This window comes from Mobilicoccus sp. (assembly GCF_032060985.1).
Lineage (GTDB): Bacteria > Actinomycetota > Actinomycetes > Actinomycetales > Dermatophilaceae > Mobilicoccus.
Map to the genome: position 1 here is coordinate 18,959 of NZ_DAMBGD010000024.1, position 16,052 is coordinate 35,010.

A 16,052-nucleotide genomic window follows, 5' to 3' on the forward strand; every position below is an offset into this window, starting at 1 on the left:
CGTCGGGAATGCCCCGGTGGAGGCGCCACCCCGTGGCGCGTCGCGGACGCAGGAGAGTCGGGAGAACCGAGGAGGAGTCAGGAGAGCCATGGAGACCGTCATCCTCGACGACCCCGCCGCGCTCGGCCGGGTGGCGGCCGACGCCGTCGTCGCGTTGCTGGAACGCCGCCCCGACGCGGTCCTCGGGCTCGCGACGGGATCCTCGCCGCTGCCGGTGTACGAGGAACTCGTGCGCCGCCATGAGGCCGGGAAGGTGAGCTTCGCGCGGGCCCGGGCCTTCACGCTCGACGAATACGTCGGCCTGCCGGAGGACCATCCCGAGCGGTACCGCACCGTCATCGAACGCGAGTTCACGAGTCGCGTCGACCTGCGGGCCGACGCCCTCCACAGCCCCGACGGCACGGCGGAGGACATCCCCGCCGCGTGCGCCGCCTACGAGGACGCGATCCTGGCCGCCGGGGGAGTCGACCTCCAGATCCTCGGGATCGGCTCCGACGGACACATCGCGTTCAACGAGCCCGGTTCCTCCCTCGCCTCCCGCACGCGGATCAAGACCCTCACCCGTCAGACCCGCAGCGACAACGCGCGGTTCTTCGACGACGACGTCGACGCCGTGCCCACCCACTGCCTCACCCAGGGCCTCGCGACGATCATGGCCGCCCGCCATCTCGTCCTCCTCGCGACCGGACGCGGCAAGGCCGAGGCCGTGCACCACCTCGTCGAGGGGCCGGTCAGCGCCATGTGGCCCGCGACGATCCTCCAACACCACCCCCACGTCACCGTCCTGCTCGACCCCGCCGCCGCCGGGCGTCTGCAGCTCGCGCCGTACTACCGCGAGACGTGGGCGAGCAAACCCGACTGGCAGGGGATCTGATGGACCTCGGCACCTCCGCTCCGACCCGTCCCGCTCATGGTGGCGTACGTCTCGTGCTCACGGCCGAGGCCGTCGTCACCGGCACCGAGGTCCTCCGGCCCGGGTGGGTCGAGATCGACGGGCCGCGCGTCACGGCGGTCGGCTCGGGACCCGCCCCGGCCGCCGCTGCGGGGTCTGCGAGCCCGGCAGGCCAGTCCGCCACGAGGCCCGCCTCGGCGCCGGAGGGCCATGACGCGGGCGTCCAGGTTCTCGATCTCGGCGCGGTGACGATCGTCCCGGGGTTCGTCGACATGCACTCCCACGGCGGCGGCGGGGCGGCCTACACCGAGGCCACCCCGGAGGCGGTGGCGGTCGCGACGGGCCTGCACCGACGCCACGGCACGACGCGGACGATGGCCTCGCTCGTCTCGGCGCATCCGGACGAACTCCTCCGGCAGGTCGTCGGGCTCGTCGACCACGTGCGCGCGGGGGAGATCATCGGCATCCACCTCGAGGGGCCGTGGATGGCGCCGACCCGGCTCGGCGCCCATGACCTCGCGACCTTGCGCGCACCGGACCCCGCCGAGATCGACCGTCTCCTCGACGTGGGCGAGGGCACGATCCGGATGGTCACGCTCGCGCCCGAGCTGCCGGGCGGCCTCGAGGCGACGCGACGCCTCGCCGAGGCCGGTGTCGTCGTCGCGGTCGGTCACACCGACGCGACGTACGAGGAGACCCGCGCCGCGATCGACGCCGGCGCGACCGTGGCCACGCATCTGTTCAACGCGATGCGGCCGATCGAGCACCGTGCTCCCGGTCCGGTCGTCGCCCTGCTCGAGGACCCCCGCGTCACCGTCGAGACGATCGCCGACGGTGTCCACCTCCACCCGGCGGTCTACGCCACCGTCTGCCGAGAGGCCGGCGGTGACCGGGTCGCCGTCGTCACCGACGCGATGTCGGCGGCCGGGATGCCCGACGGCCGTTATCTGCTCGGCTCCCTCGACGTCGACGTCGTCGACGGCACCGCCCGGGTCTCGGGCACTCCGACGATCGCGGGGAGCACCGCGACGATGGACCGGCTCTTCCGCTTCGCCCTCGCCCACGGGGGAAGTGCCGGCGACGTGGCGTTGCTGCAGGCCGTGCGGCAGTCGGCGACCGTTCCGGCCGCGACCGTCGGCGCCGACGGTGGCAGCCTCGCCGTGGGGTCGCCGGCCGATCTCGTCGTCCTCGACGCCGACGCCCACGTGGTCCGCGTGATGGTCGCCGGGTGCTGGGTCGGGGCCCCGTGAACGGGGCGACGACTCCACGGCCGGGGCGAGGACGGGACGTCGAGGAGACGGTGGGAGCCACGCCGGCCGGGGCGTCGGACGGCCGTGGCGGGTGCCGCGAGGTGTCGGCGCGGTATCGATGGGGTCTCGATGAGTCCTCGCCGTGGTGGGGCCGGGCGAGAAGCCCACGCGCGCGGTGCGTGTTCGCCCGTACGATGAACCGGGCCTCGGAGCATCCGAGGCGCCCTGTCAGACACGTGAAAGGTGCCCCGTGCGTCGCAGTCGACTCGCCCTCCTGTCCCTGACGACCGCCCTGGCACTGGGCGCCTGCGGAGGCATCCCGCCCGAGCCGTCGGTGTCGGGGGGCACGCCGCAGGGCGGTCAGGCTCAGATGACCGAGCCGTCCCCCACGCCCACGCCGACCCCCAAGGAGCTCCCGGGAGGTGGTCGGGAGTTCTTCCCCACCTACCGGCTCGTCGGCTACTCCGGTGTCAAGGGCACGGGTCCGGGCCTCGGGCGCGCGGGCGTCGGCAACATCGACGACCGCATGCAGGAGATCCTCGAGCGGTCGAAGCCGTACGCCACGGACGGCAAGAAGATCATGCCCGTCCTCGAGGTCATCGCGACGACGGTGCAACCGTGTCGTCTTGCGCCCAAGTGCCGCACGGTGAGCAGCGACGAGAAGATCCAGGAGCACCTCGACGCGATCCGCAAGGTCGACGGCGTGCTGCTGCTCGCGATCCAGCCCGGCCGCTCCGACTTCCTCACCGAGGTCAAGAAGTACGAGAAGTTCCTCAAGGAGCCGGACGTCGGCGTCGCCCTCGACCCGGAATGGCGCATGGGGCCCGACCAGGAGCCCATGCGGACGTTCGGCAGCACCGACGCCAAGGAGCTCAACTCCGTGAGCGCCTACCTCGATCAGCTCATCGAGGACAACGGCCTGCCGGAGAAGATCATGCTGTACCACATGATCCGGGTGAACTGGGTGCGCAACCATGACGCGCTCGAGGACCGCAAGAACCTCGCGTTCGTGCTCAGTGTCGACGGCATCGGCGACCAGCAGCTCAAGGAGGGCACCTGGAAGGTGCTCATGGGTGTCAAGCCGGCGTTCGTCCACCCCGGGTTCAAGCTCTTCTACCAGGAGGACACGGCTCAGAAGGGCTGGAAGCTGATGACCCCCGAGCAGGTGCTCGCGCTCACCCCGACCCCCGACTACGTGCTCTACGAGTGAGGCCGAGACGGGTCGGTCGCCCACCGCCCGTTCGCGCACGATCCAGACCCCGGCTCGATACGTCGAGCCGGGGTCTCGTCGTGTCGAAGAGCGCGTCGGAGGGTACCCGGCGTGCGTTCGCCGGCCCTCGACGGTGACGACGCCGTCGGTGGGCGCGACGTCCCCGCCGGTACCGACCGCCTCGGTGGAGCCGTCACGAGCCTCGACGAGGGACGTCCACGAGGGGCCCACGACCAGGGGCCCACGACGAGGGGCGGGGGAATCGACGGCGTCAGAGGAGACCGAGGAGGTCCATGCGAGGGGCCTCGGCGGCGACGACGGCCTTGGCGACCTCGGGATGTCCCCGGTACCAGGCGATCTGGGCGTCGCGGATCTCATCGAGCGTGAGTTCCTTGCCGTTGACGCGCCAGGTGTCGGTGTCCGGCTCCGGCGTGCCGAGGGCCTCGGCGATGCGGGGGTCGACGGGGGAGCGGTACTGGCCGTACAGCAGCGTGGTGGGGTCGACGACGGTGTCGTCGACGCCGAGCGCCGCGAGGATGTCGCGGGCGAGCCTGAGCAGCAGTGTGTTGCCGGGGCGGTCGACCGTGTGCACCGCCTCGAGGCCGGCCCCGCGCACCGACCCGGCGATGGCGCAGTCGGTGTGCGACTCCTCCCGGCGGATGCGGAGGAGCTGCCACGCCGCGAACTCACGGATCACCTGAGCGGAGGGGAACGTGTGCCGGGCCTGTTCAGGTGGGACCGTCTTCTCCGCCGCCGCCACCGAACGCAGGTCGTGGTAGGGCACGAGCGGGGGGGCGGGCAGTCCGGCCGCGGGGTCACGACCGACCTGGAACGGATGCAACCCGGCGTACCCGACCCGCGGGAACGTGACGATCGGGATCCCGGGCCGCAGGTGCTTGAGCAGGTCATCGAATCCGATGGGCAGTCCTCGGTATCCCCGTGGCAGCCGTTCACAGATGAACGCGTCCGCGTGGTTGAGCAGACGAGCGAACGTCGGGAGGTCGGCCGCGGTCAGATCGTCCGCGGACGTCGCACTGACCGCCACGTAGGGGGCATCCGCGTCCGAGACGAGCAGGCGCCGCAACGGGTCGGCCTGCGGACCGCCGTGGATGACCCACAGCGGCCTCACGTCACGGTGCGCGGAGGGCGCAGCGCGACCTGGCTGCGAGTCCACGTCGACCGGAGCGTTCATGGGGCGAAATTACCCCGGTGGGCGAAAGCGTATGCACCGCATGTCCCCGAGGGTCGAGGCGTGGTCACCCACGCGGGAGTTCGCGCACCCACCCCGACGCGCTCGACGGCGCCGCGTGCCGCGACGTGGCGGCCGGCCGTCGGTGGCGCCCGTGGGTGTGGCTGCGGTGTGGGGGCGTTTCGCCGGTGCGGCGAAAGCGCAGCCGGGGGCGTCTCGGTGCGGCGGGGGTGTCGGTGGCGAAGGGGGCGTCTCGCCGGCACCGCGGGACGCCTGTGCGCCGTGGTGGCGTGGGGCATCACGCCCGGCGCCCTCCCGGCGAACTCCCGGACCGCCTCTCGGGGGATCGGTGCCGCTCGTATGGTGAGGTCATGCCCGTCGACACCCCTCTGCCCGGCCACCGCCCCCACCCCGTCCGCGGGTCCCTCGACGCCCACGCCCGTGGACTGTGCGAGTTGATCGACGCCGCTCCCTCTCCGTATCACGCGGCCGCCGAGGTGACGCGGCGCCTGGTTCAGGCGGGGTTCATCGAGGTCCTCGAGACCGACGCCTGGCCCCGCGAGCCCGGCCGGTACGTCGTGCGCCGCGGCGGGTCGGTCGCTGCGTGGTCCACCGCGCACCTCGAGGCGGACGCGCCTGCCTCCACGCCGTTCCGCGTCGTCGGCGGCCACACGGACTCGCCCAACCTCCGCATCTCCCCACGCCCCGACAAGGGCGTGCTCGGGTGGGAGGAACTCGTCGTCGAGGTCTACGGCGGGCCGCTGCTCAACTCCTGGCTCGACCGCGACCTCGGGCTCTCCGGGCGGGTCGCCGTGCGCGACGCCACCGCGCCCCTCGGGGTCTCCGAGCGTCTCGTGCGCGTCGACGAGCCGGTGTTGCGGGTGCCGCAGCTCGCGATCCACCTCGACCGGGAGGTCAACTCCGGCCTCGCCCTCGACCCACAACGGCACCTCACCCCCATCTGGGGCGCGAGCGGGGAGGCGCCGTCGTTCCACGCGTGGCTCGCCGCGCTGCTCGACGTGGCCGATCGCGACGTCCTCGGTTTCGAGGTGATGACCCACGACCTCACCCCGTCGGGGCCCCTCGGCCGTGAGGGCGACCTGCTCGCGGCGCCGCGGCTCGACAACCTCGGGACCTCCTACGCCGGCACGGTCGCGCTCGTCGATGCCGTGGCGGCCATCGAGAGCGCCGGAGGAGCCGGCCACGTCCCGCTGCTCGTGCTGTTCGACCACGAGGAGATCGGGTCGACGACGTCCTCCGGCGGCGACTCGACATTCCTGCCCGCGGTCCTCGAGCGCGTCGTCCTCACCCGCGGCGGTGACCGCGAGGACCATCTGCGCGCGCTCGCGGGGACTCTCGTCGTCTCCGCGGACATGGCCCACGCGACGCACCCCAACTACGCCGAGCTGCACGAGCCCAACCACCGGATCACGGTCGGCGGCGGCCCCGTGCTCAAGGTCAACACCCGCGGCCGGTACGCCTCCGACGCACCGGGATCGGCGGCGTTCGCGCTCGCCTGCGAACAGGCCGGTGTCCCGATGCAGGTGTTCCGCAGCCGGGGCGACATGCCGTGCGGGTCGACGATCGGCCCGATGTCCGCCGCCCTCACCGGCGCGACCACCGTCGACGTCGGGGCCCCGATGCTGTCGATGCACTCCGCCCGCGAGCTCACCGGCGCGACGGACCCCGGGATGTACGTCGCGGCCCTCACCGCCTGCCTCGATCCCCACTGACCCTCGCCCTCCGGCCCTGCCCCCGAGCCCAGCCCAGCCCACCTGGGACCGGACCGGATGACGTCGTCGCCCCCGGGGGGAGCTGGGTCGAGGTCGGGAGGGGCGGGGTGGATGGTGGGGGCGTCGCCGTCGGTCCTCCCGCCGGACGACCTGGGTGCCGGACCCCGGGACCCGGGATCCCCGCCGTGGGGTGGGCGGCAGAATGGCGGCGTGACGCCCTCGACCGACCCTGCCCCGCCCGCCCTCCCCACCGAGGAGGTGACACGGCTGCTGGCGTTCGACCGGTCGCACGTGTGGCATCCGTACTCCTCGGCCCTGCGGCCCTCGGTGATGACGTTCGCGGAGTCGGCCTCCGGGGTTCGTCTGCGGTTGCGCTCGCCCGAGGACCCGTCCCGCTCCGTCGAGGCGATCGACGCGATGGCGTCGTGGTGGTGCGCGATCCACGGGTACGCGGTGCCCGAACTCGACGCCGCGGCGCGGGCGCAGCTCGACGCGATGAGCCACGTGATGTTCGGCGGGCTCACCCACGCGCCCGCCATCTCCCTCGCCGAACGCCTCCTCGCCCTCGCCCCTGGCGCGGACGGCACGATCGGCGGCACCGGGGCCGACGGGGATCCCGGGCTGCGCGAGGTGGGGGAGGGCGAGCGCCTCGAGCATGTGTTCCTCGCCGACTCCGGGTCGGTGTCGGTCGAGGTCGCGCTCAAGGCCGCGTGGCAGTACCACGCCCTCACGGGACGACCGCGCCGGCGGATGTTCACGATCCGTGGCGGCTACCACGGCGACACGTTCGGCGCGATGAGCGTGTGCGACCCGGTGGGCGGCATGCACTCCCTGTTCACCGGAGTCCTGCCCGAGCAGATCTTCGCGCCGCGCCCGCCCGCCGGGGTCGACCGTGCCCCCGACGACCCCGGGATGGTCGCGTGGGAGCAGCAGACCCGCGCCCTGTTCGCCGCCCACGCCGATGACATCGCGGGGGTGATCTGTGAACCCGTCCTCCAGGGCGCCGGTGGCATGTACGCCTACAGCCCTCACGCCGTGCGGGTGCTCGCCGACCTCGCCCGCGGCAACGACTCCGTGCTGATCTTCGACGAGATCGCCACCGGGTTCGGACGCACCGGGACCTTCTGGGCGGCGGACCGCGTCGGCGTCGTGCCCGACGTCCTCTGTGTCGGCAAGGCCCTCACGGGCGGCTACGCGACGATGGCCGCGACGCTGTGTACCGCCCGGATCGCACGGGGCGTGAGCGCCGAGCCCGCCGGTGCCCTCATGCACGGACCGACGTTCATGGGCAACCCCCTCGTCGCCGCCGTCGCCGGTGCGAGCCTGGACCTGCTGCAGCGCGACGATCCCCTGCCGCGCGTCGCCCGTGTTGAGGAGGGACTGCGGGAGTCCCTCGCTCCCGCCGCGTCGTTCGCGTCCGTCGCGGACGTCCGGACCCTTGGTGCGGTCGGCGTCGTCCAGCTTCACGAGCCCGTGCGGGCCGCCGAGGTCGCCGCCGTGGCCCTCGATCACGGGGTGTGGGTGCGTCCGTTCCGCGACTGCGTCTACACGATGCCGCCGTTCGTCACGGACACCGGCGACGTCGCGCGCATCGGCCATGCCCTCGTCACCGCCGTCGCGGAGGTGCACGGGCGATGAGGACCGACCCGACCACCACGTCCCCCGTGACCGACGGCGCGACGACGATCGCCGCGTCGGCGACGGGCGATGCTCCGATCGTGCCGGCGACGACGGACCAGGCGAGGACGGACCGCGCGACGATCGGCCCCATGACGACGGAACCACCCATGACGAGCCCGGCGTCGACCGGGCCGGCGAGGACCGACCCGGCGGCGCCGGACCCGTCGGGCGCGAGCACGACGACGATCCGCCCGACGCGGGGCGGCAATCCTGCTCTCGAGGACTTCCTCGCCGCACACGAGGACCGGCGTGAGCGCCTCGGACTCGTGCGGACACTCGTCGCGCGGCCACCCCGCCTGCCGGCGCCGGAGCAGGGTGAGGGTCTCCTCGACCTCGCGGGCAACGACTACCTCGGCCTGCTCACCCACCCCGACGTCGTCGAGGGTGCGGTGGCCGCGGTGCGGGCCTACGGGGGAGGCGCGGGGTCCTCCCGCCTCGTCACCGGGCACCTGGAGATCCACGACGAGCTCGAACACGCGCTCGCGGCGCACCTGCGCGCGCCGTCGGCGCTCGCGTTCTCGACCGGCTACCACGCGAACCTCGCTGCGCTGTCGGCCCTCACCGACGCGAACACCCTCGTCGTCTCCGACGCGCACGCGCACGCCTCGCTCATCGACGGTGCGCGGCTCTCCCGTGCCCAGGTCGTCGTCGCGCGGCACAACGACGTCGCGCACGTCGCCGACCTCTGCGCGGCGCGGGGTGATCGGCGCGTGCTCATCGTGGTCGAGTCCGTCTACAGCGTGCTCGGTGACGCCGCCCCGCTCGCCGACCTTGTGGCCGTGGCCGAGGAGCACGACGCGACCCTCCTGGTCGATGAGGCCCACGGCGTCGGGGTCGTCGGAGACGTCGGTGAGGGGCTCGTCGCGGCAACGGGATTCGCCGGACACCCGCGCGTGGTCGTCACGCTGACGATGTCGAAGTCGCTCGCCGCCCAGGGCGGTGCGGTCCTCGCCGACCCCCGGGTGCGTACCCACCTCGTCAACGCCGCCCGCCCGTTCGTGTACGACACCGGTCTCGCGCCCGCCGCGGCCGGCGCCGCGCTCGGCGCCCTCGGTGTCCTCGCCCATGGTTCCGACCTGCCGTCGCGGGTGCGGGCGAACGCCACGATGCTCGCCGACGCGTGCGGGATCGAGCCCGTCGCGGGCGCCGTGCTCTCGGTCCCCATGCCGGGTCCCGACGAGGCGCTCGCCGCCGTCGACCGTGCCGCATGCGCGGGCGTCCGCATCGGCTGTTTCCGGCCGCCGTCGACCCCCGACGGGGACTCCCGCCTCCGCTTCACCGCGCACGCCGATCACACCGCGACCGACCTGGCTCCGGCGCTCGCGGTGCTCCGCGAGATCATCGACGCGTGACGGCACGGGTCCTCCTCATCGCGGGAACGAACACCGACATCGGCAAGACCGTGGCGGCGGCGGCGATCGTCGCGGTGGCGCGTGCGGAGGGAGCGCGGGTCGTCTACGTCAAACCCGCCCAGACGGGTCTGCGGCCGGACGAACCCGGCAGCGACGCCGACGAGATCCGTCGTCTCGCAGGCGAGGTCGAGACCCATGAGTTCGTGCGTCTGCCCGACCCCCTCGCGCCGGCGGCCGCCGCGAGGGTCGCCGGGGTGGACGTCCCGACCGTCGCCGAACACGCGGCCGCCGTCGTCGAGATCGCCCGGCGCGACGATGTCGACCTCCTCGTCGTCGAGGGGGCGGGCGGTCTGCTCGTCCACCTCGATGCCGCCGGCGGCACGCAGGCCGACCTCGGCCGCGCGATCCTCGACGCGGGCATCCGGGCCGCGTTCGTCGTCGTCGCCGACCCGGTGCTCGGCACGCTCAACCTCTGCGCGCTCACCCAAGAGGCACTGGACTCTCGCGGACTTCCTTGCGAAGGCTATGTTTTCGGCACCTGGCCACCCGGTGACGAGGTTCCTCTCGTCCTCGAGCAGAACGTCCGCGACCTTCCCGAGGTCACCGGGCGCCCCCTCCTCGGGCGCCTTCCCGCCGGCGCCGGCCGCCTCGAGACGACCGACTTCGTCGCGCGGGCCCCGGCGTGGTTCGTGCACCACCCGGGGCGCACGTCGGACACCTGATCGCGACGCTCATCGGTCGCCTGACGCGCCCACGCGTCGGGCGCCCGAGGAGGGCGCTCGTCGCTCGCGCGAGGAGGACACCGCACCGACCGTGTACCCGGTCGATCAGCCGCGGCGTCCCTTCACCCGGCGCGGGCGGCCTGCACCATTGCGCGGGCGGCGATGCGGTCGTGCTTGCCCGGGCCAGTGAGGGGGAGCGCCGCGACGGGGAGCACGAAGCGAGGCCGGGCGTACCCGGGTAGGTCCAGTCGCGCGCGGATCTCCGCGCACGACGGCGCCGGCTGCGAGCCCTCGTCAACGACGATCGCGGCGGCGACGATGTCCCCCCACTCGGGGTCGGGGAGGCCGACGACGAGGACGTCCTGGACCTCGGGGCAGGCGTGGGCGATCGCCTCCTCGACGACGCGGGGTGCCACCTTGAGCCCACCGGTGTTGATGACGTCGTCGAGGCGGCCGAGCACGAGGAGCCGTCCGTCGTCGGTGAACTCGCCGGCGTCGTCGGTGCGGAACCACCGGGACCCGTCGTCGCGCACGGGAAAGGCCGCCGCGGTGAGGTCGGGACGCCCCGCGTACCCCGATGCGACGACGCGACCGCCGACGAGGATCCGTCCGTCCTCGAGGCGACCGTGAGCGCAGTCGAGGAAGCGGCCGTCGTAGAGGCATCCCCCGGAGGTCTCGCTCGCCCCGTACCCCAGGGTGACGCGCAGGCCGGCGCGGCGGGCGCGCTCCGCGGTGGGGCCGGGCAGCGGGGCGCCGCCGACGAGGACCCGGGTGAGGGATCGGGCGGCCTCGGTCGCGACCGGGTCGGCGAGGATCCGTACCAGCTGGGTGGGGACGAGCGTCGTGTACCGCGCGGGCGCGTCCGGGAGCCGAGCGACCCCCGCGACGAAGGCGGCGGGGGTGAACGGGCCCGGGTCGAGGCACACGGGCTCGTGTCCCGCGGCGAACGACCGCTGGATGCCCTGGAATCCCGTGATGTGCGTGGGCGGCACGCACAACAGCCACGCCCCGGGCCCGCCCATCGTCCTGTGCACCCCGTCGACCGAGGCTCGCAGGGAGTCGGCCGTGAGCTGCGCGTACTTGGGGGTGCCGGTGGAGCCCGACGTCCCGAGCAGGAGAGCGACGTCGTCGGGGATCTCGCACTCGGGCAGGTGCGAGGGATCGGGGCACACCGCCGGGCCGTCGCCCCTCAACGCGGATTCGACGACGGGCCACGAGGCCACCGCCTGTGCCCACGTCCCCCCGGGAGCGGGCCACGTCTGCACCTGCGCCGATCTCACCGCGGCACTGTATCGGGGAGGCCGCCCGGCGGGCCGGGAGGCCGGCGCAGGCGGCATCGTCCCCGCCGTGCACGGCACCGCAGGAGCGGTCCGGGCAGCGTCTCCCGGCCGCGAACCGCGCCCCGACCGTCGCCCCGGGGGTTGCCGTCGACAGATTCCGGGAGCCCGACGGCCTCACGGACGCGGTTGCGGCGCTACGGTCGTCCCGACACGCCACGGTGCTCACCGCGGCGTCATCACCGGCCTCCCTCGGCCTCGGGACCCGACTCCCGGCCCCGCCGAGGAGCACGTCGGTCGGGACCTCCGTCACCCCTGCAGGGGCGATCGGACCAAGGGCCCTGACGTCGCAATCGCGCGAGTCTAGGCTGACCTCGTATTCCTGTCCGTTGCCGCACTGGGAGGCACCACTCCATGACCAAGTTCGTCTACGCCCTCTCGGAGGGCAACCGCGACCTCAAGGATCTTCTCGGAGGCAAGGGGGCGAACCTCGCGGAGATGCACAACATGGGGCTTCCCGTGCCCCCGAGCTTCACGATCACCACCGAGGCCTGCAAGGCCTACCTCGAGAAGGGCAGTGAGCCCGAGGAACTCGCCCAGCAGATCGACGAGCACGTGGAGCGCATCGAGGCCGAGATCGGCAAGAAGCTCGGCGACCCCACCGACCCGCTGCTCGTCTCCGTCCGCTCCGGGGCCAAGTTCTCCATGCCCGGCATGATGGAGACCGTCCTCAACATCGGCCTCAACGACGAGAGCGTCCAGGGGCTCGCCACGGTGACCGAGAACCCCCGGTTCGCCTACGACTCCTACCGCCGACTGCTGCAGATGTTCGGCAAGACCGTGCTCGACATCGACGGCGAGAAGTTCGAGTCCGTGCTGGATCAGGCCAAGGACGCCAAGGGCACGAACAACGACCTCGACCTCGACGTCGAGGACCTGCAGAAGGTCGTCGAGAAGTTCAAGGAGATCATCGCCGAGGAGACCGGCACGCCCTTCCCGCAGGAGCCCAAGGAGCAGCTGCTCGAGGCCATGCGGGCCGTGTTCCGGTCCTGGAACTCCGAGCGCGCCGTGCTCTACCGCCGCCAGGAGCGCATCCCCGCCGACCTCGGTACCGCGGTCAACGTCTGCACGATGGTGTTCGGCAACCTCGGCATGGACTCCGGCACCGGCGTCGCGTTCACCCGCGACCCCGCGTCCGGCAGCCAGGGCGTCTACGGCGACTACCTGCAGAACGCGCAGGGTGAGGACGTCGTCGCGGGCATCCGCAACACGATGAGCCTCGCCGACATGGAGGGCGTCGACAAGAACGCCTACGACGAGCTCATGGACATCATGAGCAAGCTCGAGGAGCACTACAAGGACCTCTGCGACATCGAGTTCACCGTCCAGAACGAGAAGCTCTGGATGCTCCAGACCCGCGTCGGCAAGCGCACCGCCGAGGCCGCGTTCAAGATCGCCTGCCAGCTCGTCGACGAGGGCGCGATCAGCGAGGACGAGGCGCTCTCACGCGTCAACGGCGACCAGCTCGTGCAGCTCATGTTCCCCCGCTTCGACGAGGGCGCCACCAAGGAACTCATCGGCCACGGCATGAACGCCTCGCCGGGTGCCGCCGTCGGTGAGCTGTGCTTCTCCTCGCCCAAGGCCGCCGACCTCGCCGAGCAGGGCAGGAAGGTCATCCTCGCTCGGCGCGAGACCAACCCCGACGACCTCGTCGGCATGATCGCCGCGCAGGGCATCCTCACCAGTCGTGGCGGCAAGACCTCCCACGCCGCCGTCGTCGCCCGCGGGATGGGCAAGACCTGCGTCTGTGGCGCAGAGGAACTCGTCATCGACGTCGCCGCCGAGACCATGACATTGCCCGACGGCACCGTGATGAAGGCCGGCGAGGTCGTCTCGATCAACGGCACCACCGGTGAGGTCTTCAAGGGCGAGGTGCCCGTCGTCGACCCGCCCGTCGTCAAGTACTTCGAGGGCCAGCTCAGCGAGGCCGAGATCGAGGAGGACGAGCTCGTCCGCGCGGTGCACCGTGTCATGAGCATCGCCGACGCCAAGCGTCGCCTCAAGGTGCGCGCCAACGCCGACACCGGAGAGGACGCCGCCCGCGCTCGCCGCTTCGGCGCGCAGGGCATCGGTCTGTGCCGCACCGAGCACATGTTCCTCGGCGACCGCCGACCCTTCGTCGAGAAGCTCATCCTCGCCGAGACGCCCGAAGAGAAGAAGGCCGCGCTCGACGCGCTCGCGCCGCTGCAGAAGGGCGACTTCATCGAGATCTTCGAGGCGATGGACGGGCTGCCCGTCACCGTGCGTCTGCTCGACCCGCCGCTGCACGAGTTCCTGCCCAGCCAGATCGAGATGGCCGCCCAGGCCGCGGTCTCGCAGGCCAAGGGCACCGACATGACCGACGACCAGAAGAAGATCATGGCCGCGGTCGAGCGGATGGCCGAGCAGAACCCGATGTTGGGTCTGCGCGGTGTGCGCCTCGGCATCGTCATCCCGGGTCTGTTCGAGATGCAGGCCACCGCGATCCTCGAGGCCGCGGCCGAGCGCCGCAAGGCCGGTGGCGACCCCAAGCCCGAGATCATGATCCCGCTGGTCGCGGCCGTTCAGGAGCTCGAGATCATGAAGGACGCGATCCGCGAGGTCGCCGACCAGGTCAGTGAGTCCACCGGCGTGGACCTGCGCGACACCCCGATCGGCACGATGATCGAGCTGCCGCGCGCGGCCGTCACCGCGGCTCAGATCGCCGAGTCGGCCGAGTTCTTCAGCTTCGGCACCAACGACCTCACCCAGACGACGTGGGGCTTCAGCCGCGACGACGTCGAGGGCGCATTCTTCAGCCGCTACATCGAGCGGGGCATCTTCGGCGTCTCCCCGTTCGAGACGCTCGACGTCACGGGCGTGGGTGCGATGGTCGAGATGGCTGCCAAGGCCGGACGCGAGACCCGGCCCGACATCCACCTCGGCGTGTGCGGCGAGCACGGCGGCGACCCCGCCTCCGTGCACTTCTTCGAGGAGGTCGGGCTCGATTACGTGTCCTGCTCCCCGTTCCGCGTGCCGGTGGCCAGGCTCGAGGCCGGCCGCGCCTCCAACGACGCGGAGGGCAGCGACTTCCGCTGATCCTGCGGTTCGGACAGACGGCGGGGCCGGGAGCACACGCTCCCGGCCCCGCCGTCGTCCGCCCGCCGACGGGAACGCGGTCGACGTCGCAGGGTGCCCCCAGGCGACGCCGGGTGCCGCGACTCCGACCGTGCACCGCGTCGCCGTGTGGTGCACCGCCGACGGGAGGTGCACCGCCGGAAGTCGCGGTGCATCGAGGACGGTGTGCGCGCGGGATCGCCGCCCACCCGTGATTCACTACCCGGCATGGCCACCGACGCTGCCCAGGACCAGTCCGCCCCGGTGCCCCGCCAGAGTTGGAGCATCATCGGGCCCGGTCTCGTCGTCGCCGCCACGGGTGTCGGCGCCGTGGACCTCGTGGCCACGCTCATCGCCGGCAGCAAGTTCGGCTACGGGCTGTTGTGGTGTGTGGTCGTCGGATGCGTGATGAAGATCGTCCTCGTCGAGGGCGCGGGGCGGTTCAGCCTCGCCACCGGCAAGACGATCTTCCAAGGCTGGTCCAGCCTCGGCTGGTGGCCCTACCTCTACTTCGGGCCCTACATCGTCATCTGGGGCTTCGTCTACGGCGCCGCGGCGATGGCGGGCACCGGGTTGCCCTTGCATTCGCTGTTCCCGCAGCTCAGCGTCACGTGGTGGGGAATCCTCTCCGGGCTCGCGGGCCTCGCGCTGGTGTGGTGGGGCCGGTACGCGATCCTCGAGAAGGTGTGCGCGGCCCTCGTCGGCGTGATGTTCGTCAGCATGGTCGGCGCTGCGCTGCTGACGCTGCCGAACATCCCCGATCTCCTCACCGGCCTGGTGCCGTGGATCCCCGAGGGCGGGCTCGTCAACGTCCTCGCACTCGCAGGCGGCGTCGGCGGCACGATCACCCTCGCCGCGTACGGCTACTGGCTGCGCGAGAAGGGCTGGGACACCCCCGGCCACATGCGGGTCATGCGGCTCGACAACACGACGGCGTACGTCGTCACCGGCATCTTCGTGCTCGCCACCCTCATCGTCGGCGCCGAGCTGCTCTACTCGGCCGGGATCGCCGTGAGCACCGGCGACAAGGGGCTCCTCGACCTCTCGACCGTCCTCACCGACCGGTACGGCCCGTGGGCGGGGAAGGTCTTCCTCGTCGGGTTCTGGGCCGCGGCCATGAGTTCGCTCATCGGTGTGTGGAACGGCGTCTCGCTCATGTTCGCCGACTTCGCGGGGATGCTGTTCAAGCGTCCGCAGGACCACCCCGACCGACGCGCCGGCGGTCGCTTCTACAAGCTCTACATCCTGTGGTTGACGTTCCCGCCGATGGTGATGATGTTCGGGTCCAAACCGGGCGAACTCATCCTCGTCTACGGCGTGCTCGGCGCGTTCTTCATGCCGTTCCTCGCCATCACGCTGTTGTGGATCCTCAACACCGACCGCGTCCCGCGCGAGTGGCGCAACGGCCCGGTCTCCAACGTCCTCATGGGGCTCGTGGCCCTCGCCTTCGTCGCCCTCGCCGTCACCGAGTTCAGCAAGGCGGTCGGCGGGTGAGGCCCGACCCGTCCCCGTCGCCCCCGCGCGAGGGCGACGTCGCGGACCACCCCCGGTGCGTGCTCCCTCCGCACGTCGCCGACGACCGATCGGGGAGATGCCGATGAGTGGCGCAGTG

11 protein-coding genes are annotated in these 16,052 nt (G+C 72.3%); 9 read left to right on the forward strand and 2 right to left on the reverse strand.

The features are described 5' to 3' along the window. The first annotated feature begins 88 nt into the window (after nucleotides 1-88). The 3 genes from nagB to RT054_RS15585 all read left to right on the forward strand — a co-directional run bounded on the left by nagB (nucleotide 89) and on the right by RT054_RS15585 (nucleotide 3,352). Nucleotides 89-874, forward strand: coding sequence for a glucosamine-6-phosphate deaminase (nagB, locus tag RT054_RS15575; RefSeq protein ID WP_312719215.1), 786 nt, complete (start codon nucleotides 89-91; stop codon nucleotides 872-874). Beyond that, nucleotides 874-2,142 carry an N-acetylglucosamine-6-phosphate deacetylase gene (nagA, locus tag RT054_RS15580; protein ID WP_313025403.1) on the forward strand — a complete coding sequence of 423 codons (1,269 nt, stop codon included), beginning with the start codon at nucleotides 874-876 and terminating at the stop codon, nucleotides 2,140-2,142. Before nagB ends, nagA begins: the two co-directional genes overlap by 1 nt. Before the next feature lie 250 nt (nucleotides 2,143-2,392). Further along, complete coding sequence (locus RT054_RS15585; RefSeq protein WP_313025405.1) at nucleotides 2,393-3,352, forward strand: hypothetical protein; 960 nt, start codon at nucleotides 2,393-2,395, stop codon at nucleotides 3,350-3,352. Between the two features lie 271 nt (nucleotides 3,353-3,623). Here RT054_RS15585 and RT054_RS15590 read toward each other — a convergent pair whose 3' ends face one another. Beyond that, nucleotides 3,624-4,544, reverse strand: a complete 921-nt coding sequence (locus tag RT054_RS15590) for a WcbI family polysaccharide biosynthesis putative acetyltransferase (protein WP_313025407.1) — start codon at nucleotides 4,542-4,544, stop codon at nucleotides 3,624-3,626. A gap of 368 nt (nucleotides 4,545-4,912) precedes the next feature. Between RT054_RS15590 and RT054_RS15595 the strand changes: the two genes are divergently transcribed. From RT054_RS15595 to bioD, 4 genes are all read left to right on the forward strand, one after another. Then, nucleotides 4,913-6,274 (forward strand): M18 family aminopeptidase, encoded by a 1,362-nt coding sequence (locus tag RT054_RS15595; RefSeq protein ID WP_313025410.1) that lies wholly within the window; start codon nucleotides 4,913-4,915, stop codon nucleotides 6,272-6,274. Nucleotides 6,275-6,484: 210 nt separating this feature from the next. After that, nucleotides 6,485-7,912 (forward strand): aspartate aminotransferase family protein, encoded by a 1,428-nt coding sequence (locus tag RT054_RS15600; protein WP_313025417.1) that lies wholly within the window; start codon nucleotides 6,485-6,487, stop codon nucleotides 7,910-7,912. Nucleotides 7,913-8,043: 131 nt separating this feature from the next. Then, nucleotides 8,044-9,306 carry an 8-amino-7-oxononanoate synthase gene (locus tag RT054_RS15605; RefSeq protein WP_313025419.1) on the forward strand — a complete coding sequence of 421 codons (1,263 nt, stop codon included), beginning with the start codon at nucleotides 8,044-8,046 and terminating at the stop codon, nucleotides 9,304-9,306. Beyond that, on the forward strand, nucleotides 9,303-10,028 hold the full coding sequence (bioD, locus tag RT054_RS15610; protein WP_313025422.1) for a dethiobiotin synthase: 726 nt from the start codon (nucleotides 9,303-9,305) through the stop codon (nucleotides 10,026-10,028). Before RT054_RS15605 ends, bioD begins: the two co-directional genes overlap by 4 nt. A gap of 122 nt (nucleotides 10,029-10,150) precedes the next feature. Here bioD and RT054_RS15615 read toward each other — a convergent pair whose 3' ends face one another. Further along, a complete protein-coding gene (locus tag RT054_RS15615; protein ID WP_313025424.1) occupies nucleotides 10,151-11,308 on the reverse strand; it encodes an AMP-binding protein in 1,158 nt (385 codons plus the stop codon). Between the two features lie 411 nt (nucleotides 11,309-11,719). Between RT054_RS15615 and ppdK the strand changes: the two genes are divergently transcribed. Further along, on the forward strand, nucleotides 11,720-14,422 hold the full coding sequence (ppdK, locus tag RT054_RS15620; RefSeq protein ID WP_312719202.1) for a pyruvate, phosphate dikinase: 2,703 nt from the start codon (nucleotides 11,720-11,722) through the stop codon (nucleotides 14,420-14,422). 246 nt (nucleotides 14,423-14,668) lie between these two features. After that, the gene (locus tag RT054_RS15625; RefSeq protein ID WP_312719201.1) at nucleotides 14,669-15,934 is read left to right on the forward strand and encodes an Nramp family divalent metal transporter; all 1,266 of its coding nucleotides are present in this window, start codon (nucleotides 14,669-14,671) and stop codon (nucleotides 15,932-15,934) included. The last annotated feature ends 118 nt before the right edge of the window (nucleotides 15,935-16,052 follow it).